This window comes from Streptosporangium sp. NPDC049046, assembly GCF_040649155.1.
Classification (GTDB): Bacteria; Actinomycetota; Actinomycetes; order Streptosporangiales; family Streptosporangiaceae; genus Streptosporangium.
The window spans coordinates 186,051-210,586 of sequence record NZ_JBEZEZ010000009.1 but is presented as its reverse complement, the minus strand read 5'-3'; the positions used below and the strand labels follow the sequence as shown (position 1 = coordinate 210,586).

Annotated in this window: 18 protein-coding genes and 1 pseudogene; 9 read left to right on the top strand and 10 right to left on the bottom strand. The window is 70.4% G+C overall.

The window, feature by feature from the left end; all coding sequences use genetic code 11:
• Positions 1 to 3 precede the first annotated feature (3 nt).
• The 3 genes from AB0B96_RS15280 (at position 4) to cysS (ending at position 5,477) form a co-directional block, all read left to right on the top strand.
• Positions 4 to 2,061 (top strand): UvrD-helicase domain-containing protein, encoded by a 2,058-nt coding sequence (locus tag AB0B96_RS15280; RefSeq protein WP_362899031.1) that lies wholly within the window; start codon positions 4 to 6, stop codon positions 2,059 to 2,061.
• 61 nt (positions 2,062 to 2,122) lie between these two features.
• Positions 2,123 to 3,952, top strand: coding sequence for a sigma factor-like helix-turn-helix DNA-binding protein (locus tag AB0B96_RS15275; RefSeq protein ID WP_362899029.1), 1,830 nt, complete (start codon positions 2,123 to 2,125; stop codon positions 3,950 to 3,952).
• A gap of 136 nt (positions 3,953 to 4,088) precedes the next feature.
• Complete coding sequence (cysS, locus tag AB0B96_RS15270; RefSeq protein ID WP_362899027.1) at positions 4,089 to 5,477, top strand: cysteine--tRNA ligase; 1,389 nt, start codon at positions 4,089 to 4,091, stop codon at positions 5,475 to 5,477.
• Between the two features lie 69 nt (positions 5,478 to 5,546).
• Here the strand turns inward: cysS and AB0B96_RS15265 are convergent, their stop codons facing one another.
• From AB0B96_RS15265 to AB0B96_RS15255, 3 genes are all read right to left on the bottom strand, one after another.
• Entirely contained in the window at positions 5,547 to 5,975 is a 429-nt protein-coding gene (locus AB0B96_RS15265; RefSeq protein ID WP_362899025.1) for a type II toxin-antitoxin system VapC family toxin, read from the bottom strand.
• The gene (locus AB0B96_RS15260; RefSeq protein ID WP_362899023.1) at positions 5,972 to 6,208 is read right to left on the bottom strand and encodes a hypothetical protein; all 237 of its coding nucleotides are present in this window, start codon (positions 6,206 to 6,208) and stop codon (positions 5,972 to 5,974) included. Before AB0B96_RS15260 ends, AB0B96_RS15265 begins: the two co-directional genes overlap by 4 nt.
• 113 nt (positions 6,209 to 6,321) lie before the next feature.
• Positions 6,322 to 7,674, bottom strand: a complete 1,353-nt coding sequence (locus AB0B96_RS15255) for a helix-turn-helix transcriptional regulator (protein ID WP_362899021.1) — start codon at positions 7,672 to 7,674, stop codon at positions 6,322 to 6,324.
• A 652-nt stretch (positions 7,675 to 8,326) separates the two neighbouring features.
• Here AB0B96_RS15255 and AB0B96_RS15250 point away from each other — a divergent pair.
• From AB0B96_RS15250 to AB0B96_RS15240, 3 genes are all read left to right on the top strand, one after another.
• Positions 8,327 to 8,887, top strand: coding sequence for a hypothetical protein (locus AB0B96_RS15250; RefSeq protein WP_362899019.1), 561 nt, complete (start codon positions 8,327 to 8,329; stop codon positions 8,885 to 8,887).
• Positions 8,888 to 9,135: 248 nt separating this feature from the next.
• A complete protein-coding gene (locus AB0B96_RS15245) occupies positions 9,136 to 10,053 on the top strand; it encodes an aldose 1-epimerase family protein (RefSeq protein WP_362899017.1) in 918 nt (305 codons plus the stop codon).
• Between the two features lie 218 nt (positions 10,054 to 10,271).
• Complete coding sequence (locus AB0B96_RS15240; RefSeq protein ID WP_362899200.1) at positions 10,272 to 12,812, top strand: penicillin acylase family protein; 2,541 nt, start codon at positions 10,272 to 10,274, stop codon at positions 12,810 to 12,812.
• 218 nt (positions 12,813 to 13,030) lie between these two features.
• On the opposite strand, the gene AB0B96_RS15235 is transcribed toward AB0B96_RS15240, so the two are convergent.
• From AB0B96_RS15235 to mshB, 4 genes and pseudogenes are all read right to left on the bottom strand, one after another.
• The gene (locus AB0B96_RS15235; protein WP_362899015.1) at positions 13,031 to 14,338 is read right to left on the bottom strand and encodes an MBL fold metallo-hydrolase; all 1,308 of its coding nucleotides are present in this window, start codon (positions 14,336 to 14,338) and stop codon (positions 13,031 to 13,033) included.
• 58 nt (positions 14,339 to 14,396) lie between these two features.
• Positions 14,397 to 14,831 carry a hypothetical protein gene (locus tag AB0B96_RS15230; protein ID WP_362899013.1) on the bottom strand — a complete coding sequence of 145 codons (435 nt, stop codon included), beginning with the start codon at positions 14,829 to 14,831 and terminating at the stop codon, positions 14,397 to 14,399.
• A 65-nt stretch (positions 14,832 to 14,896) separates the two neighbouring features.
• Complete coding sequence (locus tag AB0B96_RS15225; protein ID WP_362899011.1) at positions 14,897 to 15,607, bottom strand: DUF6113 family protein; 711 nt, start codon at positions 15,605 to 15,607, stop codon at positions 14,897 to 14,899.
• A gap of 539 nt (positions 15,608 to 16,146) precedes the next feature.
• A pseudogene (gene mshB, locus AB0B96_RS15220) lies at positions 16,147 to 16,638 on the bottom strand (N-acetyl-1-D-myo-inositol-2-amino-2-deoxy-alpha-D-glucopyranoside deacetylase); the annotation flags it as partial.
• Between the two features lie 106 nt (positions 16,639 to 16,744).
• Here mshB and AB0B96_RS15215 point away from each other — a divergent pair.
• Positions 16,745 to 18,805 (top strand): prolyl oligopeptidase family serine peptidase, encoded by a 2,061-nt coding sequence (locus AB0B96_RS15215; RefSeq protein WP_362899009.1) that lies wholly within the window; start codon positions 16,745 to 16,747, stop codon positions 18,803 to 18,805.
• A gap of 225 nt (positions 18,806 to 19,030) precedes the next feature.
• On the opposite strand, the gene AB0B96_RS15210 is transcribed toward AB0B96_RS15215, so the two are convergent.
• Positions 19,031 to 19,654 carry a TetR/AcrR family transcriptional regulator gene (locus tag AB0B96_RS15210; RefSeq protein ID WP_362899007.1) on the bottom strand — a complete coding sequence of 208 codons (624 nt, stop codon included), beginning with the start codon at positions 19,652 to 19,654 and terminating at the stop codon, positions 19,031 to 19,033.
• A gap of 60 nt (positions 19,655 to 19,714) precedes the next feature.
• On the opposite strand from AB0B96_RS15210, the gene AB0B96_RS15205 reads away from it, so the two are divergent.
• Positions 19,715 to 20,107, top strand: coding sequence for a VOC family protein (locus AB0B96_RS15205; RefSeq protein ID WP_362899005.1), 393 nt, complete (start codon positions 19,715 to 19,717; stop codon positions 20,105 to 20,107).
• 68 nt (positions 20,108 to 20,175) lie between these two features.
• Complete coding sequence (locus AB0B96_RS15200) at positions 20,176 to 20,697, top strand: hypothetical protein (RefSeq protein WP_362899003.1); 522 nt, start codon at positions 20,176 to 20,178, stop codon at positions 20,695 to 20,697.
• A gap of 404 nt (positions 20,698 to 21,101) precedes the next feature.
• On the opposite strand, the gene AB0B96_RS15195 is transcribed toward AB0B96_RS15200, so the two are convergent.
• Entirely contained in the window at positions 21,102 to 22,847 is a 1,746-nt protein-coding gene (locus AB0B96_RS15195) for an ABC transporter ATP-binding protein (protein ID WP_362899001.1), read from the bottom strand.
• Positions 22,847 to 24,535 (bottom strand): ABC transporter ATP-binding protein, encoded by a 1,689-nt coding sequence (locus tag AB0B96_RS15190; RefSeq protein ID WP_362898999.1) that lies wholly within the window; start codon positions 24,533 to 24,535, stop codon positions 22,847 to 22,849. Before AB0B96_RS15190 ends, AB0B96_RS15195 begins: the two co-directional genes overlap by 1 nt.
• Position 24,536: the final 1 nt, after the last annotated feature.

Genomic DNA, 24,536 nt, shown 5'->3' with positions numbered 1-24,536 from the left:
CCCATGCCCCGCCTCGCCATCTCCCCCGACTTCCCCGTCGAACTCGGCGCCCTGGCCCAGCCGGTGCGCAGGGACATCGTGGTCTCGACGCGCAGGTTCCTTCAGAACGTCGCGGGCGCCCCGCACCCCGAGCGGGTCAGGGGGGCGAGGGACCCCCGGGTGGCCACCCTGTGGCTGGCCGAGCGGTACCGGGGCGTCGTGGTCAAGCAGCGGGACGTGTACTGGCTGCTCACCGTGCTGCCGGACGCGGAGGCGTGGGCGTACGCGCAGCGCTACCGGTTCGGCGTGAACACGGCGCTGGGCGTGGTCGAGATGTGGGACGCCGAGGCGCTGGACCGGGTGCGGCCCGCGGTGCGCCGGGCGGCCGAGGCGTCCGCGACGCGGCTGTTCGTCGACATCTGCGACAGCGACCTGGCCGAACTGGGGGTCGACGGTCGTTTCCTGCCGCTGGTCAGGCAGATCACCGACCAGCTCACCCTGGAGGCGCTGGAGCCGCTGCTGCCCCCGACGCAGTACGAGCCGCTGGCGGCGCTGGCCAGGGGCGAGTCGATGGCCGGGGCGTGGCGGGAGCTGGAGAACTGCCGCGCCGTCGCCGCGGGCCCCGAGCCGATCAATCCCGAGGACTTCGGCGCCGCGCTCGTACGCAGCCCCGACCGCGCCGTCTTCGTCGAAGATCCGCGCGAGCTGAACCGCGTGCTCGACGCGCCCGGCTGGTGCGTGTTCCTGCACCCGCCGCAGCACCGGCTCGCGTACTGGGAGTCCTACCAGCAGCCGACGCTGGTCACCGGAGGCGCGGGCACCGGCAAGACGCTCGTCGCCCTGCACAGGGCCGCCTACCTGGCCAGGCGCGCGAGCGGGCAGATCCTGCTCGTCACCTTCTCCCAGGGGCTGAGCGCCGAGCTCGCGACCAGGCTCGACCTGCTGATCGAGGACGAGGTGGTCCGCAAGCGGATCGAGGTCGGCAACGTGGACCGGCTCGCCCACCGCGTCGTCGCCGAGGCCGAGGGACGCCCGCCCTCGCTGATCGGCGCCGCCGAGCTGACCGCGCTCTGGGAGGAGACCGAGACCGGTCACAGCCCGGCGTTCCTGCTGCGCGAGTGGGAGCAGGTGGTCCTGGCGCAGAACCTGCGGACCCTGGACGAGTATCTGGCGGCCCCCCGCCCCGGCCGCAGCGTCGAGCTGTCCGGTGAGGAGCGCGCCGCCGTGTGGAGGGCCGTCGAGCACGTCACCGAGCAGTTGCGGGTACGCGGCAAGCGGACCCTGCTGCAGCTCGCCTCCGAGGCGTCGGTGCTGCTCGGCCAGACGACGGGGGACCTGCTGGAGGAGGCGGAGCCCGCGCGGGAGCCGTACCGGCACATCATCGTGGACGAGGCGCAGGATCTCCACCCGGCGCAGTGGCGGCTGCTGCGGGCGGCGGTGCCGCACGCCCGCGACGACCTGTTCATCGTGGGCGACCCGCACCAGCGCATCTTCGACACGCGGGTGACGCTCGGCGCCGTGGGAATCGACGCGATCCAGCAGCGTCTGCGAGTGTCGTACCGGCTCCCACGGGAGATCCTGTCCTGGGGAGTCCGATTACGCGGGGGCGGTCCCGCCGACGGGCTCGTCAAGGGTGTGCAGGAGCTTTACGGCTTCAGGGGCACCCGGCACGGGCTCCGGCCGATGGTCCGCGCCTACGATTCACCGCAGGACGAACTGACGGGTCTGGTGGCACAGGTGGGACAGTGGGTGAATGAGGGTGTGACGCCCGAGGAGATAGCGGTGGCTGCCAGGACCGCCGGCCTCGTGCGTGACGCGCGGGCCGCTCTGCGTGATCTGGGGGTACGGGTGACGACGCTGCACGGCATGAAGGGACTGGAGTTCCGCCGGGTCGCGGTGATCGGCGTGACCGAGGGGATCGTCCCCGACCTCGACTCCCTCACCCCGATCGGCGAGGACCCCGCCGCAAGGGCACACGACCTCCAGCGGGAACGCGGCCTGCTGTATGTGGCCTGCACCCGGGCCAGGGAACTTCTTTACGTTTCTCATTACGGACGGGCAAGTCCATTCCTTCCTACCTGACCACATAGTCTGAAATGCGGATATATTCCCCTTTGCCGGTTGGACCTCAATGAACCTCAGTTTGAGCGACATCGCGCCACCTCTGCGCTGGACCTCTCCCGGCCAGGTGGCGCCGATCGCGACCGACCCCCGCCTCCCCGAGGCGTGGTGGCAGGCGCTCCCGCTCGACACCGCCTGCTCGACCATCGGGACGTCCGAGGTGGCCGGTCGCCTGGCCGACCTCGCCCTGGCGTGCTGGGGCCACCTGATGCTCGGTGACGTCCTCCCCCTGCTCAGGTTCGCCGACCCCGCCGCGAGCGCCCGCACGCCGGAAGGACTCGGCCGCGAGGTGGTGCACAAGCTGTTCACCGGGGTGCTGGAACGGCTCCTCGAACCGATCACCGAGGAGAGCGTCACCAGGATTCGCCCCTCCCGGCCCGACCGGCCGCTGCCCGAGCTGATCGACGAGGTCTTCACCGCACTGGACGAGCGGCAGCGGGCCATCGCCAGGGACCGGCTGTACGCCTCCCAGCGGGCCACCCTCGACGACCTGGCCCAGCGGTTCTCGGTCACCAGGGAGCGCATCCGGCAGATCGAACGCGACCTGCGCGACCATGTCGAGGCCTGGCTCGCCAAGGAGGACGCGGCGCCGCTCATCGCCCACGTGTCGTGGCTGCGGGGCCGGCTGGGCTCCGCCGTGCCCGCCGACGACCTCGCCGCCGCCGTCCCCTGGCACCGCACCGAGCTCGCCACCCTGGGCATCCCCTCCTGGCGGTTCGTACGGACCCTGCTCACCGGCTACGAGCAGGTGGACGGCTGGCTGGTCGCCGGAGGCGCCGACGAGCTCAGGGAGAAGACCCGGCAGCTGTTCACCGACGGGCCCCGCCCGATGGACGAGGCCGTAACGCTCGCCAGCCAGCTCGGCATCCGCGAGGACGTCGCCGAGCGCTGGCTCATCGCGGTGCCCCAGCTGCGCGTGCTGGAGAACCACGTGGTGCCCTGGCCGCGCAGCGTCAACGACAAGGCCGAGGCCGTGCTCGCGGTGGCGGGCGGCCCGCTCACCCCCGAGGAGATCCAGGAACGCATCGGCGAGGACTACAGCCTCGTCGGCATCCGCAACCAGCTCACCGCCGACGACCGTTTCCTGCGGGTCGACCGGAACAAGTACGGGCTCGCGCGCTGGGGCGGCGAGCAGTATCTGGGCATCCGGGAGATGATCGTCCGGGAGATCGAACGGGCCAACGGCGAGGCGTCGGTCAACACGATCGTCACCAACCTCACCGAACGCTACGACGTGAGCGAGAGCTCGGTCCGCGCGTACGCGGGCGGGCCCGGCTTCGAGCGTACGCAGCGCGGGTGGATCAGGGTCGCCGGAGCCGAGCAGGCCGACTACCAGCCGCGCAGGGACGTCTCCGAGACCCGGCGCTGCTTCCGCAGCCGCGACGGGCGCTGGTGGCACCGGGTGGACGTGAACGCCGAGCACCTGCGCGGCTCGGGCTCGCCGCTGCCGACCGGTTTCGCCGCGCACCTGGGCATGGCCCCCGGCGGCCAGCTCACCGCCGCCACCCCCTCGGGCGACGTGGTGATCAGCTGGCACAACCAGCCGACGATGGGCTCCATCCGTCCCGTCCTGATCGCCGCCAACGCCTCCGAGGGCGACCACGTCTTCCTCACGGTCTCCGACGGCGGCGAGCTGCTCACCCGCTACCTGCCCGCCGCCTCACCGACCCTGCCCGCCCTGAACCGGGCACTGCACCTGATCGGCTACACGGCGCCGGTGGCCTCAGAGGCGGAGGGCATCCGCCTGATCGGCGCCCGCATCGGCCTGTCGGAGGGCTGCACCCGCGAAGAGGTGATCACCCGCCTGCGCGACCGGGGCGACCGCGAGATCCTCGCCTTCCTCGAAGGGTGATCTCGCCGTACCCCCCGGTACGGGCGCGGCCACGCGCCCAGAGAGTGGGTGCGGCTGCGCCCGTCCCGGCTCCGGTCGCGCCCGGGGCGGCTCAGGCGCCGTGGGATCGGGCGCGATCGTTGCGTAGGCTCGACACATGCTGCGCCTGTATGACACACGGAATCGCCGGGTCGAGCGGATCGTCCCCGAGGGGAGCCGTTCCCTGCGGATGTACACCTGCGGCCCGACCGTCTACAGGTCGGCCCACGTGGGCAACCTCCGCTCGTACCTGCTCGCGGACCTGATCAGGCGGGTCAGCGAGCGGCAGAAGGTCCGGGTGGTGGCCTGCCGCAACATCACCGACGTCGGGCACCTGGTGGACGACACCGAGATCGACCCCTCCGGCGAGGACAAGGTGCTCGCCCAGGCCAGGGCCGAGGGGCGGGGCATCCTCGAGGTCGCGCGCTTCTACGAGGACGCCTTCGTGGCGGACACGACCGCGCTGAACATCCGCCCGCCCGAGCACTCGCCCCGGGCGAGCGAGTCGATCGACCTGATGATCGAGATGATCGCGAAGCTGATCGAGAAGGGGCACGCGTACGCGACCCCCGACGGATCGGTCTTCTTCGACGCGGCCTCCTTCCCGACGTACGGGGAGATCTCCGGCAACCGGCTCGACCAGCTGAGGCCGGGCCACCGGATCGAGGCCGTCGACCCGCGCAAGCGCTTCCACGCCGACTGGGCGCTGTGGAAGCCCTCCGAGCAGGGGCTGACCTGGGAGACTCCGTGGGGCCGCGGCTTCCCCGGCTGGCACATCGAGTGCTCGGCCATGTCACTGCGCTTCCTCGGCGAGAACATCGACCTGCACACCGGCGGCATCGACCTGCGCTTCCCGCACCACGACGACGAGCGCGCCCAGTCCGACGCCACCGCCGGGCACGAGGTGGTGCGGCACTGGGTGCACGGCGAGCACCTGCTCTTCGACGGGCGCAAGATGTCGAAGTCCACCGGCAACGTCGTCCTGCTCAAGGACGTGGCGGACGCCGGTCTCGACCCGCTGGCCGTACGGCTCGCGCTGCTTGAGCACCGCCACCGCCAGCAGATGAACCTCACCTGGGACACCCTGCGGGCCGCCGACAAGACCCTGCGGCGCTGGCGCGGCCAGGTGGCCGAGTGGTCGGAGTCGCCGAGCGGCCCGATGCCCGCCGACCGGGTCTCCAGGATCGAGGCCGCCTTCGACGACGACCTCGACACCCCGCTCGCGCTGCGGCTCATGCGCGAACTGGAGCGCGACGGCTCGATCTCCCCCGGTTCACGCTTCGAGGCGTTCCTGCACCTCGACCAGATCCTCGCCCTGGACCTCTCCCTCGACATCGGCAAAGCGGTCAGGCCGAAGACCCTGCCCGAAGGCGCCGCTGAGCTGCTCGATCGGCGCTCACGAGCCCGCGACGCCAAGGACTGGGCCGCCTCCGACCTCCTCCGCGACGAGCTCGCCGCCCTCGGCGTGAAGGTCGTCGACACCCCCGAGGGCCAGACCTGGTCCTGACGATCAGGCGAATATCGTTCTGAGGGCGTCGTCTTTACAACCCGTCCATCCCTCCTTGAGGTGGCCGTTTCAGGCGGCGATCACCTGAATCTGGGACTCTAGCCCGGCGAAGTCGTCGGGGTTCCGGGTCACCAAGGGGAGGCTGTTGGCTGCAGCGACCGATGCGATCAACAGATCAGCGAGTCGCTTACGTGGCTGGCGGCCGAGGTCCAACACGAGGGCGTAGATGATTCCGTAGGCACGCGCTGCGTCGGTGTCGAAAGGAATCGGATCGAAGGTGGACTCCGCCCACTGCAGTACCGCCTGCCGTACGGCTCGTGTGTCGGCGGCTTTGGCCGCGTGCGGGCCTGCCGCGAGTTCGGCCATCGAGATGGAGCTGATCGCCGGACGCAAATCGCCTGGACGGCAGCCGAGAACGTCGGCGATGCGCTGCTCGTCGAGTCGTTCGAGATCGATGACGGCGGAGGTGTCCAGCAAGAGGCTGTGCTGGTCGCTCACCGAACGTCCCCGAGCAGGGTGTCTTGATCGATCGCGACATCGACGTCGCTGCGGAACTCGGCGTAGTCGATGCGCGGCAGGTGAGCAGCTGTCCGCTTGAGTTCGTTCCATGGCACGAAGGTCTGGCGGCCGGTGACCAGCCGGAGCGCGTGGGCGCGGACCTCGACCAGTTGGTCGGGGGTCAGCTGCTCGACGAGGTGGTGTACGTCGTCGTAGTCATGGGCGGCGGTCATGCCTTGAGTGTACGCACGACTCTTGCCCAAGCGGCTGGAAATACTGTGGGTGCAGGCTCGTGGCCTCGGCTGCCTCGATCCTGACCTCCGAAAGCCGAGGCGTCGTGTTCGATTCAGACCGACCGGCTGGCAGTCAGCGCGCGTAGCTCACGAGCGGCAGGCAGAGCACGGGCCTGCTCAGGTAGAGCGCCGAGCACGAGTTTTGCATCCATCGCATAGCGGGTCATCCAGCGCTCGATGGAAAGATCATCGACAATCTTGAAGGCCTCTTGTGCGGCCTGCTCTGGATCGGTGCGAGCATGCAGCGCGGCACGGTGCAATCGAATCCGGGGCAACGTCTGATCGCTAACGGGATACAGACCTTCGGCGGCGTCCTGCGACTGAGCAGCGTTCTTCACATCACCCGCGAGGGTGTAGATCAGGCTCCGATCGAACCACAGTCCGCGTTCGCCAAGACTGTGAAACGCGCCGGTCAGGGCCGGAAGCCGGTCGAACATCTTCTCGGCTTCTCGCAGTGTGCCGACTGCGTCCATGTGAGACCCCATCGCCGCGAGTGTTTTCGCCTCTGCGGTCAAGGCGGCCACAAGCGGAGCAGTTGGCTGCTGACCGGCCAGACGGCGAGCCTCCTGGGAGAGTTTGAGAACCTCCGTGAGGTCTTCGGCTGGATCACTTCGCCTGTGGAGCGCCTCGCGGCTACGCAACCAGGAGGCGAGCAACCGATCCCCGGATTCGTCGATGAGCGCTCTGGTTGTTCTCCACCAGCGGCGCGCCTGTCGGCGATTGCCCATGTCGGTCCACTTTCCAGCGATCAAAGCGGCATGTCGGGCGGCGGCATGGGTCAGATCTCGTCGTACAGCGTCGGGTTGCTTACGGGCAAGGTGGGGCGCCATCTCAGCGAAGTCAGCGGCGAGCGCGGTGAGGACGACTGCGGGCGGTTCGGTGCGGGCGGTTTTCGCGTGCGCGGCGGCGGCGTCCTCCCAATCGTCGATCATCACCCCCGACACGCTCGCACCGGCGATCCGAGGCTCAGACGCCTGCCAAGCATCCGTCAGAGCGGCCAGCGCAGGCGCCACGGCACCACCGACGGCAACGACAGCGGCATCCCGGATAAGCCGTCTGCGCTCCATATCCTCGCCCTCGTCCCAGCTTGAGGTCTTTACCTCGACGGTACTCTTCCGCAACTGATCGGCGTCAACCATGGCCGCACGAAGTGCCCGCTTCATGAGTTCGCCTCCCGCGTCGAGTGCGGCGTCGAGAGCCGTGATCGCCTCGACAGGCGGGCGGTTCTTTCCCTGTTCCCACTTGCCGATCAATGAGAAGTGCCATCGGACCCGCTCGGCGAGATCGCGCAGGCTCAACTCACGACGCTCCCGCCACGCTCGCAGAGTGCGACCGAACTCCTGCCACTCCGTCGAGGCATTCGCTGTTGATTGTCCAGTCACGTCTGCCCTCGTGATCCGTCGCATACGTCGCACGAGCATCGATGCGACGCACTGTGTCTTATTGAACACTATCCGTGACTTCAACTATGGGCGCCAGTCAGCGTCACGTAAAGCGGAATGCCGCAGGCGGATCAGGCCGTGCGGAGTTCCTTGATCGAAAAGGAGTCGCGATCCATGAGCGACGCCAGGGCCACCGTGCCCGCAACCGTCATCCCGGGACGGCGGTTGATCATCAGTGGCCGAGGCCGTTTCCGGGCCGTACGCCAAGAGCCGTTCCCTCAGGGCACGTCGCAGGCCGGGACAGAACCCGACTCGCGAGCGGCCGTGACATCGTGCGGGCGGAAGTCGCCGCCAGGGGTGCGGCCCGGCAGGCGCGGGGCGTACCAGAAAGGGGCGACGGCATGAGCATGTCCCTCATCGAGGCGGACGCGGAGAGCCTCCGGCACGAGCCCGGCGAAGACCTCCGGGCACTGCGCACGCTGACGCTCCGCTTCCCCGACTGATGTCCCTGGTACGGCAAGACCACCGGACACTGGTGGGCGCTCTCCCCCATCCGGTACCGGCAACACATCGGCCTTGTCGAGGCCGACACCCCCGCCGAACTCGCCGCACGGATGCAGCACATCGAGGACTTCCACCCCCACTCCGAACAACACGAGCAAGGGAGGTGACCGGGATGACCGTACGACTGTTGTCCGTCCTCGTCGGCGTGCTCGCCGACCGATTCCGGACCACGACCGGCGACGCCACCCGACCGGCTCACCCGGCCGCGCTCTGGTCGCCGGACCCGGGCCGGATACCCGGCTGGTCGACGACGCCGAACCACGCTCCCGTCATCTCCCAGCGGTTCACGGCCACCACCGACCAGGTCAGGCCCGCACGGAACTTCGTCGCCGAGATCCTCGGCGACGATCACCCGCTCCGCGACGACGCCGTGCTCCTGACCAGCGAACTCGCCACCAACGCCATCGAACACTCCAGCGGACTGACCAGCACCGAACCCGCCGACACCGGAACCTCGAACGCCGGAAGCGCGGACGTCACACCGGTCGACCGGCCACGGGAGTTTGTCGTCACGGTGGCCTTCACCTTGCGCGGCGTCATCGTCACCGTCCAGGACCCCGGCTTCACCCGGATCCCCACACCGGAAATCCCCGACCCAATGCCACCGGCGGCCGAGGACTCCTCCTCGTCAACGACCTCGCCACCCGCTGGGGCTTCCACCGCGACCTCATAGGAACCGTTGTCTGGTTCGAACTCACCTAACAGCCCGGCGCGGCGGCACGATCCTGAAGGAGCAGCGCCGCCACGTCCTCAACCAACGGAGCATCCGGTTTCGAGGCTGGGGATATCTCTCCACGCGCGCACAAGGAGCGATTAGAGGAAAGCAAGTGACCCGTGGGGGCCGTTTCCGGTCATCATTCTCTTTCAGCCGCGCGGTGGTTGGTGGATGGGGGGCGGCAGCAGGAGGTGTTGAATTGCCGGGTGAAAAACATCGCGCCCACAGGGGCCCAACACACCATCTCGGACGGCGGTTTCCAGGCCGTCGTCACCGAGCTCGGAGCAGGACTACGGAGTCTCACCCTGGACGGCCGTCCGCTCGTCATCGATTTTCCCGAGGACGAGCCCCCGCTCGGCGGGGCGGGGCTGCCGCTGCTTCCCTGGCCGAACAGGGTCGAGGACGGCCGCTACACGTTCGACGGCGAGGAGCGGCAGCTCGCGCTGAGCGAGCCCAAGATCGGCAACGCGATCCACGGCTTCTCCCGGTCGTTCCCCTGGACGGTCCTCTTCCACGACGACAGCTCGATCCGACTGGGGATGCGGCTGTTCCCCCAGCTCGGCTACCCGCACGTCCTTGACTTCTCCGTCCGGTACGCGCTGGGCTCGGCCGGCCTGGAGGTCGAGGTGAGCGTGGAGAACGTCGGCGCCACCGACGCGCCGTACGGCTTCGGGGCTCATCCCTACCTGTCCCTGGGCACCCTCTGCGCTTTGGACGATGCCCTCCTGGAGCTCCCCGCGGCCCAGTGGATCGCGGTGAACGACCGCAAGATCCCCACCGGCCGCCACGACGTCGAGGGCACCGAGTACGACTTCAGGGTCCCCCGCCCGATCGGCGGGACGGAGCTCGACACCGCGTTCACCGGTCTGGAGCGCGGCGCCGACGGCCGGGTGCGGGTCACGCTGGCGGCCCCCGACGGGACCGGGGTCGAGCTGTGGGCAGGCGAGGGGATCGAGTGGCTCCAGCTCTACACCGGTGACACCCTGCCGGAGGGTCACCGCCGTCTGGGGCTCGCGGTGGAGCCGATGACCTGCCCGCCGAACGCCTTCCGCAGCGGTGAGGACGTCATCAGGCTCGCCCCCGGCGACCGCGCCGTCCACCACTGGGGGATCGGCCCGATCTGACCGGCGTCCCGGCCCGCCTCTGAGGGCTCGGGTCGTACGAGCGGAACCGGGTCAGACGGCTCGCGGCCACCGTGCCGTGGGCGTTGACCAGGTCGGTAGCAAAAGTCTCATACGCGCATCTTCGCCCTGACGTCGGTGCCGACCCCATGGGGGTGGTGCCACACTTGCGGAAGCATGTCGCCTAGGAGGTTTTTGTGAGGTTCCGCCCGTACGCCTGGATGCCCCGCCCACTCACGTGGCTGGCGCGGGTGCTCACCGTTCTTCTGGTGCTCGGGCTGCTGCTCGCCGGAGCGGGCGTATGGAGCGTACGAGCGTCCTTCCCGCAGCTCGAAGGCGAGCTCAAGGTGGACGGCTTGAAGGGAAAAGTCACCGTATATCGCGATAAGACGGGCATCCCGCACATATACGCAGACTCCCCAGAAGATCTCTTTCTCTCCCAGGGCTACGTCCACGCCCAGGACCGTTTCTTCGAGATGGACTTCCGCCGCCACGTCACCGCGGGACGGCTCTCGGAGATGTTCGGCTCGGCGACGCTGACCGAGGACAGGGTCATCAGGACCATGGGCTGGCGGAAGGTGGCCGAGAAGGAACTCCCCCTGCTCGACGAGCGAACCCGGCGCTACCTGGACGCCTACGCGGGCGGGGTGAACGCCTGGATGAAGCGGAACGACGGCTTCGCCGACAAGAGCCTGGAGTACGTGCTGTTGCGGGCGACCAGCCCGGACTACCGGCCCGAGCCGTGGACCCCGGCCGACTCGCTCGCCTGGCTCAAGGCGATGGCCTGGGACCTGCGCTCCAACATGACCGACGAGATCGGCCGGGCGCTCGCGGCGAGCAAGCTGCCGCGCGGCCGGGTGGAGCAGCTCTGGCCCGACTACCCGTACGAGACCAACCAGCCGATCGTCACCCGGGGCTCGGTCGGCGAGCGCGGGTTCCGCCAGGACGAGGAGCCGAAGACGGCCGAGCCCGAGCCGTCGGGGGTGGCGCCCGCCACCGGGGCGCTCACCCGGGCCGCCGAGGCCATCCGCGCGGTGCCGAGCCTGATGGGCGACCCGGCGGGCGGCAGGGGCATCGGCTCGAACTCCTGGGTGGTCGGCGGCGAGCACACCGAGTCGGGCAAACCGATCCTCGCCAACGACCCCCATCTGGGGCCGGGCATGCCCTCGGTCTGGTACCAGGCCGGGCTGCACTGCCGCGTCAAGAGCCCCGAGTGCCCGTTCGACGTCACCGGATTCACCTTCTCCGGTGTACCCGGCGTGGTCATCGGCCGCAACGACAAGATCGCATGGGGCTTCACCAACCTCGGCCCGGACGTCGCCGACCTCTACCTGGAGCGGATCAAGGACGATTCGTACCTGCTCATGGGCGAGTGGAAGCCGATGACCATCAGGACCGAGACGATCAAGGTGGCCGGGGGCGACGACGTACGGCTCACGGTGCGCGACACCATGCACGGGCCGATCATCTCCGACGTCCTGGAGAGCGCGAAGAACACGCTGCCCGGCATGGACGCGGTCTTCGAGGAGAAAGGCGACGCGGTCGCGCTCAAGTGGACCGCCCTGGAGCCCGGCAGGACCGCCGACGCTATCTTCTCGCTGAACGTCGCGCAGGACTGGCAGGAGTTCAGGGCGGCGGCGAGCAGGTTCGAGGTGCCCGCGCAGAACCTGATCTACGCCGACACCGAGGGCAACATCGGCTACCAGGCCCCCGGGCGGATCCCGGTGCGGACCCGCGGCGACGGCACCTGGCCGGTGCCCGGCTGGACCGGTGAGTACGCCTGGCAGTCGACGATCCCCTTCAACGAGCTGCCCAGCCTCTACAACCCGCCGGAGGGCTACATCGTGACCGCCAACAACGCGGTCATCGACCCCGCCCGATATCCGTACAACCTCACCAAGGACTGGGCGTACGGATACCGCTCCCAGCGCATCCTTCAGCGCCTCCGCGAGGCGCTGAAGGACGACGGCAAGGTGGACGTGGCGGCGATGAGCGCGTTGCAGCAGGACAGCGACAACGGCCTCGCCCGCTTCCTGGTGCCCAGGCTGCTCGACGTCGAGATGGCCGGGCCCGCCAAGGACGCCCGCGAGCTGCTGCGCGACTGGGACCACGGGCAGGGCGCGGACTCGGCTCCCGCGATGTACTTCAACGCCGTCTGGCGGCACCTGCTCATCGAGACCTTCAACGACGATCTCCCCGAGGGCGCCTGGCCCCAGGGCGGCGACCGCTGGTTCGAGGTCGTACGGGTCATGCTCGACAAGCCGGACGAGGCGTTCTGGGACGACACGACCACCCCACGCGCCGAGACCCGCGACGACATGCTGCGACGGGCGATGGCGAGGGCCTACGACGAGCTGAACGGCCTGCTCGGCCCGGACGTCAAGGACTGGCGCTGGGGCGACCTGCACTCCCTGGAGCTCGTCCACCAGACCTTCGGCACCTCGGGGATCGGCCCGATCGAGTGGCTGTTCAACCGGGGTCCGTTCCCGGTCGCGGGCAGCGACGACGCCGTCAACGCCGCGGGGTGGGACGTGCGGGACGGTTACGCGGTGAGCTGGCTGCCGTCCATGCGGATGGTGGTGGACCTGGCGAACCCGGACAAGTCCCGATGGATCAACCTGACCGGCGCCTCCGGCCACGCGTTCCACGACAACTACTGGGACCAGGCGCCACTGTGGGCGCGCGGCGAGACCACCCCCATGCTCGCCGGCCAGGAGGCCGTCAAGAAGGCGGCCACCCACACCCTGACGCTCATCCCCTGACGCTCGGTCCCCGAGGCGTGGCCCCTGAGAGGCGAGGGCTGCGCCTCCGGGACCCCTGACGGCCGCTTCCGGGCCGCTTCCGGGCCGCTTCCGGGCCGCTTCCGGGCCGCTTCCGGGCCGCTTCCGGGCCGCTTCCGGGCCGCTTCCGGGCCGCTTCTGGGCGCGGGGCGAGCCCTCGCGGCCCGGATCCCCGTTCCTCCCGCCTCCCCGAGGCGCTGTCAGGGCGTCAGGACGCGGGACTCGCCGACGGCGAGGTCCCACAGGTCGGCGCGGTCACGTCCGGCCTGTGCCCAGGCCACCCTCGCCTCCTCCACCGGCGCGAGGAGCGACTCCCCCGACAGGACGAACGTGCCCCAGTGCATGGTCGCCATCCGGCGCGCCCCCACGTCCTGGCACGCCCGCACGGCCTGCTCAGGATCGACGTGCGCGGCCTGCATGAACCAGCGGGGCTCGAACGCCCCCACCGGCATCAGAGCCAGGTCGATGCCGTCCGGGTAGCGGGCGCCGATCTGCGCGAAGCGCTCACCGTACGCGCTGTCCCCGGCGAAGTAGATCGTCTGGTCGTCGGAGGCGATCACCCAGCCGCCCCAGAGGGTCTTGCAGGTGTCCCAGATCGACCGGCGGCTCCAGTGGTGGGCGGGGACGAAGTCGAAGCGGACGTCCCCCACCCGGGTGCTCTCCCACCAGTCGAGCTCGGTGACGTCACGGAATCCGCGCCGGGTGAACCAGGACCTGAGCCCGGCCGGTACGAGGACGGGCGTGCTGCGCGGCAACCGCCGCACCGTCCACGCGTCCAGGTGGTCGTAGTGGTTGTGGCTGATCACCACGGCGTCGATCCTGGGCAGGTCCGCCCACGCGACGCCGGGCGGGGTGAGGCGGGGTCGGTGGACACCGACGATCTTCCTCGCCCAGACCGGGTCCGTGAGAATGGTGAGCCCGCCGATCTGCACCACGTACGTCGCGTGTCCCACCCAGGTGACGACCGCCTCGGTCCCCGTCGGCCGTGGGAGCCCGTTCCTGTGGACCGGGATGCGGTCCGCGTCCCCGACATCGGGCCGGAGCGTGCCGTGCCAGGCGACCGCCAGCAACTCCTGGAACGTCGGGATCGGCGAGGTCAGCCGGTCCCTGAAGCCATCCGGCCACGACCGTCTCGGCAGGGGCTCCGGCCGCCTCGGCGGCGCGGGCGGTACGGGAGGCGCGGGTCGCACGGAGGTCCCGAACCGTACGGGGAACTCCGCCCCCGTCGAGGTTCCCGTCGAGAAAGCCGGCGAGAGAGCCAACGAGGGGGCCGTCGAGGGAGCGGAGAGCACGGAGGAACGGGATGCCGCCTCGGCGATGGCCGTACGCGGTCCTGAGGGGCGATCCCGCACCGCCCGGCCGGCGGTGCGGCCCAGTTTCCTGAGGGCTCGCGCCGGTCGCGCGGTGAAGCGGGCCGACCATCCGGGACGCCATGGAGGCACCGCGACGAGGCCGTCGAATTCCGCGGGCAGGTGGGAGGCGGTTGCTGGGTGGGAGGTCTGTGACATGGGCGGCCCCCTTCGGTCATCGACAGCTCACCCCTTGTAGATCCCCCCACAGCGGGATTCATTCCTTTTGTGGGGATCTGGTGTTACGCCACCAGGGCGACCTTCGGACGTAGTTGCCGTCCTCCAGGTTCGCCAGCCGCTCGAAAAGGTTCCACGAAGCCTGGTTTCCGCAGATCATCATGGAGACGACCACCGCGACGACGTAGAGCGGGAGCATCGGCAGGCCCACGCAGCACATGTACTGGGAGGCGTGCCGGTCCTCATGCTTGAGCAGGGCACCGGCGAGGAAGCCCTCCGGGTGCTTGGTCAGCACCACGTTCCCCACGGTGAACGCCGAGGCGATCGGGAACCCGAAGCGGTAGCCGTACGCCAGGAGCAGCCCGTCGGGCCCGGGCGTCACCCGGGCGCGGCCGACGCGCGCCAGGAGCAGCCCCAGCGGTGTGGACAGGTTGATGTAGTTGAGGGTTCGCCGTACTCGATGTAACCGCCGCATACCCGGATTGTCCGCCATCGGGGCGGCGAGCGACAGACGCCCCGGGACGCCGAGCGGGGGCCGCGTCAGGGAGCGGACGTGCCCGGTGGTGCGGGTGGGGTCTGGGAGCCGGGAGGGACCCGGCCGGGCGGGGTCTGATCCGGCCCGGTCCGGTCGGGCTGCACGGAACCGGGCACGACCGAGTCGGGCGGCACCGCACCGGACCGGGCCGAGCCGGACGCGACCGCGCCGGACTGAGCCGGGCCCGGCGGAATCCCCGGGTCGGACGTCGCGGGCGAGGGCGGAGAACCGGGCGGGGAACCGGACGGAGGCGGGGAATCCGACGGTATCGGCGCGGACTCGGGACCGGAACGGTAGCCGTCCGAGGTGGGCGGCCACGTCCCGCCCAGGGTGGCCGACGGCGAGAGCATGATCCCCACCGTGACCGCCGCGAGCCCTCCGTAGAGGTAAAGGTAACCGGACAGGTCGTTGGCGATGACCAGGTCGCCCTCCGGCCGTCCGGAGATCCAGATCATGGTGATCAGCGCCCAGCCCGCCACGAACGCCACGGCCGCGGACTTGCCGTGCGTCATCCGGCCGGCCCCGTAGGGGATCGCGAACAGCAGGGCGAGGCAGACGACGGCGGAGACCGGGACGGGCCTGATGTACCAGGAGTGCTGGAAGCCTCCCAGAACACCCAGCAGCAGCCCGAGCACGAAGAGCACGGCGTTCGTCGCCACGGCGACAACCGTCTCCGAGGGCGCGCGCACAGCCGGGACCTGCTCCATCACAAGCATCGAGGCTAGTGGATCCCGGCGAAGAGATCGTCCTCACGGTCGTACGGCTCGCCGAGCCCGCCCATTTCGATCGGCGCTCCCGGGCCCGCGGGACCCCGTACACCGGAGCGGAGGATGAAGTGCTCGACCCCGAGGAGTTCCTGGCCGACGTCGTTGGACAGGGCGAACCAGGGCGGGCTCACGCTGATCTGGGTGGCGTGCGCCCGCAACGCCTCGGTCTTCCTGCCGATGTGGGCGCGGGCGTCGATCTCGGTGGTGACGTCCCCGTCCGCGCAACCGAACGGCAGGTCGTCGACCGGCTCGACGAGAAAGGGGGTGCCGCTCTCGCGCATCGCCTCCTCGCTCCTGTGCAGCACGGATCTGGGGACGGCTGTGTGGTAGAACTTCGCGACCCGCCACGGCCCGTCCCCGCCGAGCACCTCTCCGGACGTCCCCCCGGCCCTCTCGTCGGGCACCTCCCCGCCCCCTCCACCGGGGGCCTCCCCGGACGCGGAAGCGCCCTCCGAGCGGGTCACGGAGCCCGAGAGCACCCCGAACCCCGGGTCGGCGGCCAGCTCGACGGCCCGCCAGGCGACGCGGTGGGCCTGGATGTGGTCGGGGTGGCCGTAGAAACCGTTCTCGTCGTAGGTGACGAGCACTTGGGGCCGCACCTCGCGGATGATCCTCGCGAGCTCGCCCGCCGCCTCGTCCAGGTCGGCCCCCCAGAAGGCGTTCTCCCTGTGGTTGGAGGCGGCGCCCATCATGCCCGAGTCCCTCCAGCGGCCGGGGCCGCCCAGGAAGCGGTGGTCGGTGACGCCGAGCGCCGCGCAGGCCGCGGCGAGCTCCCCGACGCGATGCTCGCCCAGCGTGTCGTCGCGGTCGGCGGTCAGGTGGGCCAGCTCCGGGGGGATGACCTCGCCCTCCTCCCCCAGCGTGCAGGTCACCAGCGTGACGTGCGCGCCCTCGGCGGCGTACCTGGCCATGGTGGCTCCGCTGCCGATCGTCTCGTCGTCCGGGTGGGCGTGTACGAGCATGAGGCGCCGATCAGTCATGCGTCCGAGGGTATCGATGCCGGGCATCGCCCAGAACCTCCGAATTCCCTTCCCGGCGGCCCCTGGAAAACAAGACACTCGATGCGGAACTGGCAAGATGGCTGGTATGAGTGAGAGCTTCCCTCGCCTGCACGCCAGAACCCGTCGATTCACTCTCGGGGTGCCGCGCGGCTTCACGATCGCCCCGGGCGGTGACCGCGTCGTCTTCCTCCGGACCAGGAGCGGCTTCGACCCGGTGACCTGCCTGTGGGAGTACGACGTCCTCAGCGGCACGGAACGGCTCATCGCCGACCCTCGCGCGCTGGCGGCCGACGAGGAGGACCTGCCGCCCGAGGAGCGGGCGCGCCGCGAGCGGAGCAGGGAGCAGGCCGGGGGCATCGTCGGATACAGCACCGACTCGGCGGTGACCGTCGCCGCCTTCGCTCTCTCCGGTGGCCTCTACGTCGTCGATCTGAAGACCAGGCACATACGGCGGCTGACGACCTCCGGGCCGGTGATCGACCCCCGGATGTCCCCCACCGGCGTCCACGTCGGCTACGTGACCGGCGGCGCGTTCCACATCCAGGACCTGGAGGACGAGGTCGACCACGCGCTGGCCCGTCCCGAGTCTCCCGAGGTGACGTACGGCCTCGCCGAGTTCATCGCCGCCGAGGAGATGGACCGCATGCGGGGTTACTGGTGGTCGCCGTCGGGTGAGGCGATCCTGGTCGAGCGGGCCGACGAGTCGCCGGTGCAGCACTGGCACATCGCCGACCCCGCCAACCCGGCCCGCCCCGCCACCGAGCAGCGCTACCCCGCCGCGGGGACGCCCAACGCCGGGGTCGAGCTCTTCGTCCTCACCCTCGACGGGGCCCGCGTCCCGGTGCCCTTCGACGACGAATACCTCGTCAACGCCGGCTGGGACGCCCATGGCCTCTCGATCGTCACCATGACGCGCGACCAGCGGACCATGCGGCTGTTCGACGTCGACCCCGCCACCGGCACCTCCACGCTCGTCCGCGAGGACACCGACCCCGCCTGGGTCGACGTCGTCACCGGCGTTCCGGGCCACCTGTCCGACGGCAGCCTCGTCTGGGCCGCCACCGCCGAGGGCGGCCACCGCCTGATCGTCGGCGACTCCCCCGTCACGCCGCCCACCCTCCAGGTCCGTCAGATCCTCGACATCGACGGCGAGACCGTGCTCTTCCGCGCGAGCGGTGAGCCCACCGAGATCGCCGTCTGGGCCTACCGGCGGGGCCAGATCACCCTGGTCAGCCCGACCGAGGGCGGCGTCTACAGCGGCCACACCGCGGGCGGCACCCTGGTGATCACCGGCCAGACCCTCGGCAGTGAGGGTTCGGTCACCCGCGTCCTGCACAACGGCACGCCCCGCGGCCACATCACCTCCCACGCCGAACGTCCCACCCTGGACCTGCGGGTCTCCCTGATCAAGGCGGGCGAGCGCGACCTCGCCACCGCCGTACTCCTGCCCGCCGGGCACGTGCCGGGCTCGGCGAGGCTGCCGGTCCTCATGGACCCGTACGGCGGACCGCACGCCCAGCGCGTGCTGGCCGCGAGCGGAGCGCACCTGACCAGCCAGTGGTTCGCCGACCAGGGCTTCGCGGTGGTCGTCGCCGACGGCCGCGGCACTCCGGGGCGCGGCCCCGAGTTCGAGCGGGCCGTCCTGCACGATCTGGCCACCCCGATCCTGGAGGACCAGATCGACGCCCTGCACGGCGCCGCCGCGCGGTTCCCCGACGACCTGGACCTGTCGCGGGTCGGCATCAGGGGGTGGTCGTTCGGCGGCTACCTGGCCGCCCTCGCCGTGCTCCGCCGCCCCGACGTGTTCCACGCGGCCGTCGCCGGGGCCCCGGTGACCGACTGGCGCCTGTACGACACCTGCTACACCGAGCGCTACCTCGGCCACCCCGACGAGGGCCACTACGACTCCTCGTCGCTGTTCGCCGACGCCGAGAAGCTGGACCGCCCCCTGCTGCTGATCCACGGCCTCGCCGACGACAACGTGGTCGCCGCGCACACCCTGCGCCTGTCCTCCGCCCTGCTGGCCGCGGGCCGCCCGCACAACGTGCTGCCGCTGTCGGGGGTGACCCACATGACCCCGCAGGAGACCGTGGCGGAGAACCTCCTGCTCCTCCAGGTCGACTTCCTGAAAAAGTCTCTGTCCTGAGCTCTCTTCGGGAAGGCCCTCTGCTCAGGGCCTTCCCGAAGCAGAGCCTGTCCTGAGTTTCCCTCCGGACGATCTTGTCCTAAGCCACCGGTCACCGTCGTCGGCGCACCGCCTCCACCGAGCGGTGAAGGCCGGTCGCGACCGTCAGGCACGGCACCAGGGCAGCGGTCAGGCCACCCGGTACGCTGAGCGAGTCCGGTACGGCACGCCGCGCACCCCCGACCGTCAGGGTGACAGCAGCCCGTGGCACAGTTGGTCGGCACTCCAGTCCTGCCACCGCGCCGTGGTCCACCCGCATTCACGGGTCATCACCAGAAACAGATCCGGCGACAGCAGCCCGACCGTGATGTCGGTGGCCTGGCTTTCGGTCAGGCCGGGCCGCAGGGCCTGCAGGCGGGCCAGGATGGTGACGACCTCCCCGTGAGCGGTGTGCCGCTGTTCGCTGTTGGCGGCCCATTGAGCGGCCATGTCGGGGTCGCCAGCCGCCGCGTCGCGGACTACCGCGAGGACGGGGGCGACCCGGTCGAGGATGACGCCGCTATGGTGCACCCATCCCCGCACCACCGCCATCGGATCCTGCTCCGCCTGCAAGGCGGCGAACCAGGGCCGTTTCAGCAGCGGCACGGGCTCCTCGTCTCCGGTGGAGGCGACATCGACCACGTACTTGAGTAGCTGGCTCTTGGTCCCGTAGTGGAAGTAAACCGTCTGCACCGACACCTCGGCCGCGTCGGCGATCTGCTGGAAGGTCGCCCCGGCATAGCCGCGCCCCACGAACAGCCCTTTCGCGGCGTTCACAATACGGCTTCTGGTTTGTGCCGAACGCCGCTTGGGGCTCTTGACGTCTTCCATTCATTTAGAGTACCACTTTAGAGTGGCACCTTAAAGTATCACTATAAAAGGAGATGGTTCATGATCGCCCTGGGTGGATTCCACCATGTCAAGCTGCCCGTCTCGAGCGTGCACAAGAGTCTGGAGTGGTACCGGCGCGTGCTCGGCCTTGAGGTGGCGATCGAGTTCGTCGAGGACGGCGTGCTGCGCGGCGTGGCGCTGAACGACACGGACCAGACGCTGATGCTCGCGCTACGCGAGGAGCCCGAGCGGGCCGCCACCCTGGGCGGGTTCGATCCGGTCGCACTGGCCGTGCCAACCGTGGAAGCGCTCCACGCCTGGTCCGATCATCTGGATGCCCTCGGCGTAAATCACTCCGGCATCGCCGAAGGGAGCGTGGGATGGCTGATCGGCGGTGTCATCGACCCCGACGGCATCGAAATCCGGCTCTACACCCAGCAGAAGCGGCCATGAACGCTTTCCATCCGCCCGTAGGGGCCGGCTATCGGCGTATCCCCAAGCCATAGAAAAGAGGACCTACCATGATCGGCACCCCCCTCCTTGCCGGGCTCGCCATGGCTGCGGCCATCATCGCACCCGCGCCCGTCACCGCCCACGCGGACGCACAGCGCCTGGCCGCGACGGCCAACTGGCCGGAATCCGGCTCGTTCCTCAGGTACGACCACAATCTCGCCACGGGCAAGTTCGAGGCCTCGATGAAGGGCACCTACGAAATCACCGACATCCATCCCGACCTCTTCCAGCCGGTAGGCACCGCCCACGTTAAAGGAAATGTGATCAACCAGGTCGCGGGCGACTTTCGCTGCGCCTTCGGACTTTTCCGCATCACCTATCTCGCCACCGACGGAAACCTGCTTTCCACCATGAAGTACTACCGGAACTGCAAGGGCAAGACCAAGCTGGCCTTCGACTTCTCCCACCCGAATGTCCACCGGCTCGAAGCCAAAGCGTGCACCGACGGCAAGCGCCCGGAAGGCACCAAGCCATCGCTGCACTGCCTGGAGGACAGCGGGTGGAAGACCCTCTACGTGAGCTACCCCTGAGAGAGCGGGAAGGTAGGGGGCGGCAACGACATCGGCTTCGCCGGGTATGGCGGCGTGTGCATCCAGGCCGACTGCACGAGCGCGCCCACCACGGCGATCCTCGACCGAATTCCCGCACTGAGGCAGCCCCTGAGCGGCCTCCTCACCGAGATCAAGCGCCGCAGCCCCCACGCCCAGATCGTCATGACCGGCTATGGCGGAGCGGTCACCCGTGACCAGAACGCCACCAACGTCCAGCTCGACCCGATTTGCGACGCCGGTGTCTTCAGCGCCGAGGAGCGCCTGGCGGGGGCGGAGGTCTCCGGCGCGGCAGGAACGACCCGACGGTCGCGTTCCGCCGCTCACCAAGGTGTGGCAAGGACCCGTCCCCGCGACCTCCGGGTGAGAGCCGCAGGGACACGCTCTCACCTGGAGGTGCCGTGCCAGCTGCTCCACAGTGCCGCGTACGAGCCTCCGGCCGCGACCAGCTCGTCGTGCGAGCCGAGCTCGCTGACGCGGCCGTCCTCCACCACCGCGACCCGGTCGGCGTCGTGGGCCGTGTAGAGGCGGTGGGCGATCGCGATGACCGTACGTCCTTCGAGGACGGCGGCGAGTGAGCGCTCCAGGTGGCGGGCGGCGCGGGGGTCGATCAGCGAGGTGGCCTCGTCCAGGACGAGGGTGTGCGGATCGGCGAGGACCAACCGGGCCAGGGCGAGCTGCTGCGCCTGGGCGGCGGGGACGGCCTCGCCGCCGGAGCCGACGACCGTGTCGAGCCCTTCGGGCAGGGCCTCGACCCACTCCCAGGCGTCGACGGCCTCCAGCACCTCGCGGACCCGTGCGTCGTCGGCGTCGGGCCTGGCGATCAGCACGTTCTCGCGTACGGTGCCGCGGAAGACGTGGTGTTCCTGGGTCACCAGGGCGACGTGGCCGCGCAGGTCGTCCAGGGGGAGTTCGACGAGCGGGACGCCGCCGACCGCGACCGAGCCGGTGCGGGGACCGTGGATGCCCGCGAGCAGGCGTCCCAGCGTGGACTTGCCCGCCCCCGAGGGGCCGACCATGGCGAGCCGCTCCCCCGGCCTGATCGTGAGGTCGATGCCGTGCAGCACGTCGTGGCCCTCACGGTAGGCGTAGCGGACGTCGTCGGCCCTCAGCTCGCTGCCCTCGGGAGCGGCGGAGGTGGCCTCGCGGTCGTCGGGCACCTCGGCGACGCCCAGCAGGCGGGCCATGGAGGCACCGCCGACCTGGAGCTCGTCGATCCACATGAGTAGCCGGTCGAGCGGGTCGATGAGCTGCTGGACGTACAGTGTGGCGGCGGTGACCTGCCCCAGCGATACCCAGCCCCGGGTGTAGAAGAGGCCGCCGATGACCAGCGTCGCCACGATCGGGATCACGTAGCCGAGCTCGACCGTGGGGAACCAGACCGTGCGCAGCCCCATCGTGTATCTCTCGGCCGCCCACGACTCGGCGATGTCGGCGTCGGTGCGGCGGTGGCGCCGGTCCTGCAGGCCCAGGGCCTCCACGGCGCGGGCGCCGTTCACCGTCTCGGCGAGGCCGTCGGTCATGTCGGCGTACGCCGCGCTCTCTCGCAGGTATCCGTCTCTGGCCCGCTTGAGATACCAGCGGGTGGAGATCCACAGGACGGGGACGGCGAGCAGCGAGGGCAGCGCGAGCAGCGGCCCGACCAGCAGCAGCGCGCCGACGGTGATCACGCAGGTGACGAGCGCGATCAGGGTCTCCGGCACGGCGTGCCGCACGGTGCGCGACAGCGAGTCGACGTCGCGGGAGGTCCTGGAGATCAGGTCGCCGGATCCGGCGCGCTCGACCGTGGACAGCGGCAGGCCGAGCACCCGCCCGACGAACTCCTCGCGCAGCTCGGCGAGGACCTTCTCCCCGAGCCTGGAGGAGAAGTAGACGGCGAACCTGACCAGCACCGCCTGGGCGACCACGAAGCCGCCGATGGCGAGCGACACCCCGGTGACGTCGATCCCCGAGTCGTCGTGGACGCCCTGGACGAGGCCACCGAGCAGCCACGGCGCCGTCAGGCCCGCGACGGCGGCGAGGGCGTGCAGGAGGAGCGCCACGGTCAGGTCGCGGGGGTACTTCAGGGTGAGCCTGCGGGCGTACGCGCGGACCTGCGACTGGTCGGCGACAGGCAGGATCTGCCTGCTCATCACGCTTCTCCCCGGGTGACGACGGCGGCGTAACCGGGGTGGGCGGCGAGCAGCTCCCGGTGCGTGCCCTGGGCGCGCACGACGCCTCCTTCGACGTAGACGACGTGGTCGGTGCGGTCGAGCACCAGCGGGCTCGTCGTGCAGACCAGCGTGGTCCTGCCCGCGCGTGCCTTGGCCAGCCGGTCGGCGATGCGCGCCTCGCTGTGGGCGTCGACCGCGCTGGTGGGCTCGATGAGGATGAGCACCTCCGGGTCGAGGGTGAGCGCCCTGGCGAGCCGGAGCCGCTGCTGCTGGCCGCCGGAGAACTCCCGGCCCGCCTCGGCGACGCGCCCGCCGAGGCCGCCGGGCAGCGCCTCGACGATGTCCTCGGCGCACGCGACCCACAGCGCCCGGCCCAGCTCCTCGTCCGTGGCGCGGCCTGTGACGTCGAGCTCGTCCCTGAGCACTCCGGCGAACAGTCTCGCGTCGTTGTCGGCGACGAGGATCCGGCGGCGCACCTCGGAGACCGGCAGGGTCGCGAGCGACACGTCGCCGAAGTCGACGTCGCCCTCGCCGTAGCGGCCGAGCCGGTCGGCGATGGCCTCGGCCTCCTCGGGGACGGCCGCCGCGACGGCGGTGAGCATGCCGGGACGCACGGCGACCCCGGAGGCGACGTCGCGCAGCAGGCCGCCCTCCGAGCGGCCGGTGCCGCCCTCCACCTCCGGCCTCAGCGAGAGGATGCGCACCACCCTGCGGGCGGCGACGTGCCCCTTGGTCAGCTTGTCCGCGGCCTCGGTGAGGGTGCGTACGGGGGCGATGAGGAAGGCCGCGTAGCCGTAGAAGGCGACGAGCTGGCCGGCGCTGATCTCGCCGCGCGTCGCGAAGGTCGCGCCGAGCCAGGTCACCGCGGTGACCAGCAGCCCGGGCAGCAGGACCTGCGCGCCCTCCAGCATCGACTCCACCGAGGCCACCCGCACCCCCGCCCGCCGCACCCGCTGGGACTCGGCGCCGTAGCGGTCGGCGAAGACCCGCTCGCCGCCGATGCCGCGCAGCACCCGCAGGCCGGAGACGATGTCCGCGGCGCGGGTGGAGAGGTCGCCCTGCAGGTCGCGGTGGGCGTTCTGGCGGTGGTGCAGCGGCCTGAGCAGGGGGGCGACGGCGACCGCCATCACGGGCAGGCCCGCCAGCACCATCAGGCCGAGCGGCGCCGAGCTGCTCAGCAGGATGACGGTCACGACGACGACGGCGACGGCCGCGCCGCCGCCCCGGATGAGGATGTCGATCGTGTTGCCGATGTGGGCGATGTCGGAGTTGCCGACGCTGACGACCTCGCCGGTGGACATGCGCTTGGGCAGGGTCGCGCCCAGCCTGGTCGCCTGCCTCGCGGTGACCTGGACGGTCCGGTAGGCGGCGGCGAGCCAGTTGTAGACGGCCATCCGGTGGCGCAGGATGCCGGCGACGGCCTGGGTGATGCCCAGGGCGAGCACCACCCCGCCCCAGGTGGTCAGGGAAGGCACGTCCTTCGCCGTGATGGCGTCGATCCCCTTGCCCATGGCGTACGGCACGAGGGCCATCGCGAGCCACCACAGGATGGCGTAGGCGATGCCGAGGAGCAGCGGGCCCATCTGCGCGCGGGCCACCCACCACAGGTATCCGAAAGGGCTGCGGGCATCGGGAACGCCGGGGTCGGCGACAGGTAGGGAGCGCATC

Excerpts from the sequence above, each read along its gene's own strand:
- AB0B96_RS15230 (WP_362899013.1), bottom strand. The coding sequence starts at position 14,831 with ATGCGGCGGTTACATCGAGTACGGCGAACCCTCAACTACATCAACCTG.
- AB0B96_RS15280 (WP_362899031.1), top strand. The coding sequence starts at position 4 with ATGCCCCGCCTCGCCATCTCCCCCGACTTCCCCGTCGAACTCGGCGCC.
- AB0B96_RS15225 (WP_362899011.1), bottom strand. The coding sequence starts at position 15,607 with ATGCTTGTGATGGAGCAGGTCCCGGCTGTGCGCGCGCCCTCGGAGACG.
- AB0B96_RS15200 (WP_362899003.1), top strand. The coding sequence starts at position 20,176 with ATGATCGGCACCCCCCTCCTTGCCGGGCTCGCCATGGCTGCGGCCATC.
- AB0B96_RS15235 (WP_362899015.1), bottom strand. The coding sequence starts at position 14,338 with ATGTCACAGACCTCCCACCCAGCAACCGCCTCCCACCTGCCCGCGGAA.
- AB0B96_RS15240 (WP_362899200.1), top strand. The coding sequence starts at position 10,272 with ATGCCCCGCCCACTCACGTGGCTGGCGCGGGTGCTCACCGTTCTTCTG.
- AB0B96_RS15210 (WP_362899007.1), bottom strand. The coding sequence starts at position 19,654 with ATGGAAGACGTCAAGAGCCCCAAGCGGCGTTCGGCACAAACCAGAAGC.
- AB0B96_RS15190 (WP_362898999.1), bottom strand. The coding sequence starts at position 24,535 with ATGCGCTCCCTACCTGTCGCCGACCCCGGCGTTCCCGATGCCCGCAGC.
- AB0B96_RS15260 (WP_362899023.1), bottom strand. The coding sequence starts at position 6,208 with ATGACCGCCGCCCATGACTACGACGACGTACACCACCTCGTCGAGCAG.
- AB0B96_RS15250 (WP_362899019.1), top strand. The coding sequence starts at position 8,327 with ATGACCGTACGACTGTTGTCCGTCCTCGTCGGCGTGCTCGCCGACCGA.
- AB0B96_RS15205 (WP_362899005.1), top strand. The coding sequence starts at position 19,715 with ATGATCGCCCTGGGTGGATTCCACCATGTCAAGCTGCCCGTCTCGAGC.
- cysS (WP_362899027.1), top strand. The coding sequence starts at position 4,089 with ATGCTGCGCCTGTATGACACACGGAATCGCCGGGTCGAGCGGATCGTC.
- AB0B96_RS15215 (WP_362899009.1), top strand. The coding sequence starts at position 16,745 with ATGAGTGAGAGCTTCCCTCGCCTGCACGCCAGAACCCGTCGATTCACT.
- AB0B96_RS15255 (WP_362899021.1), bottom strand. The coding sequence starts at position 7,674 with ATGCGACGGATCACGAGGGCAGACGTGACTGGACAATCAACAGCGAAT.
- AB0B96_RS15195 (WP_362899001.1), bottom strand. The coding sequence starts at position 22,847 with ATGAGCAGGCAGATCCTGCCTGTCGCCGACCAGTCGCAGGTCCGCGCG.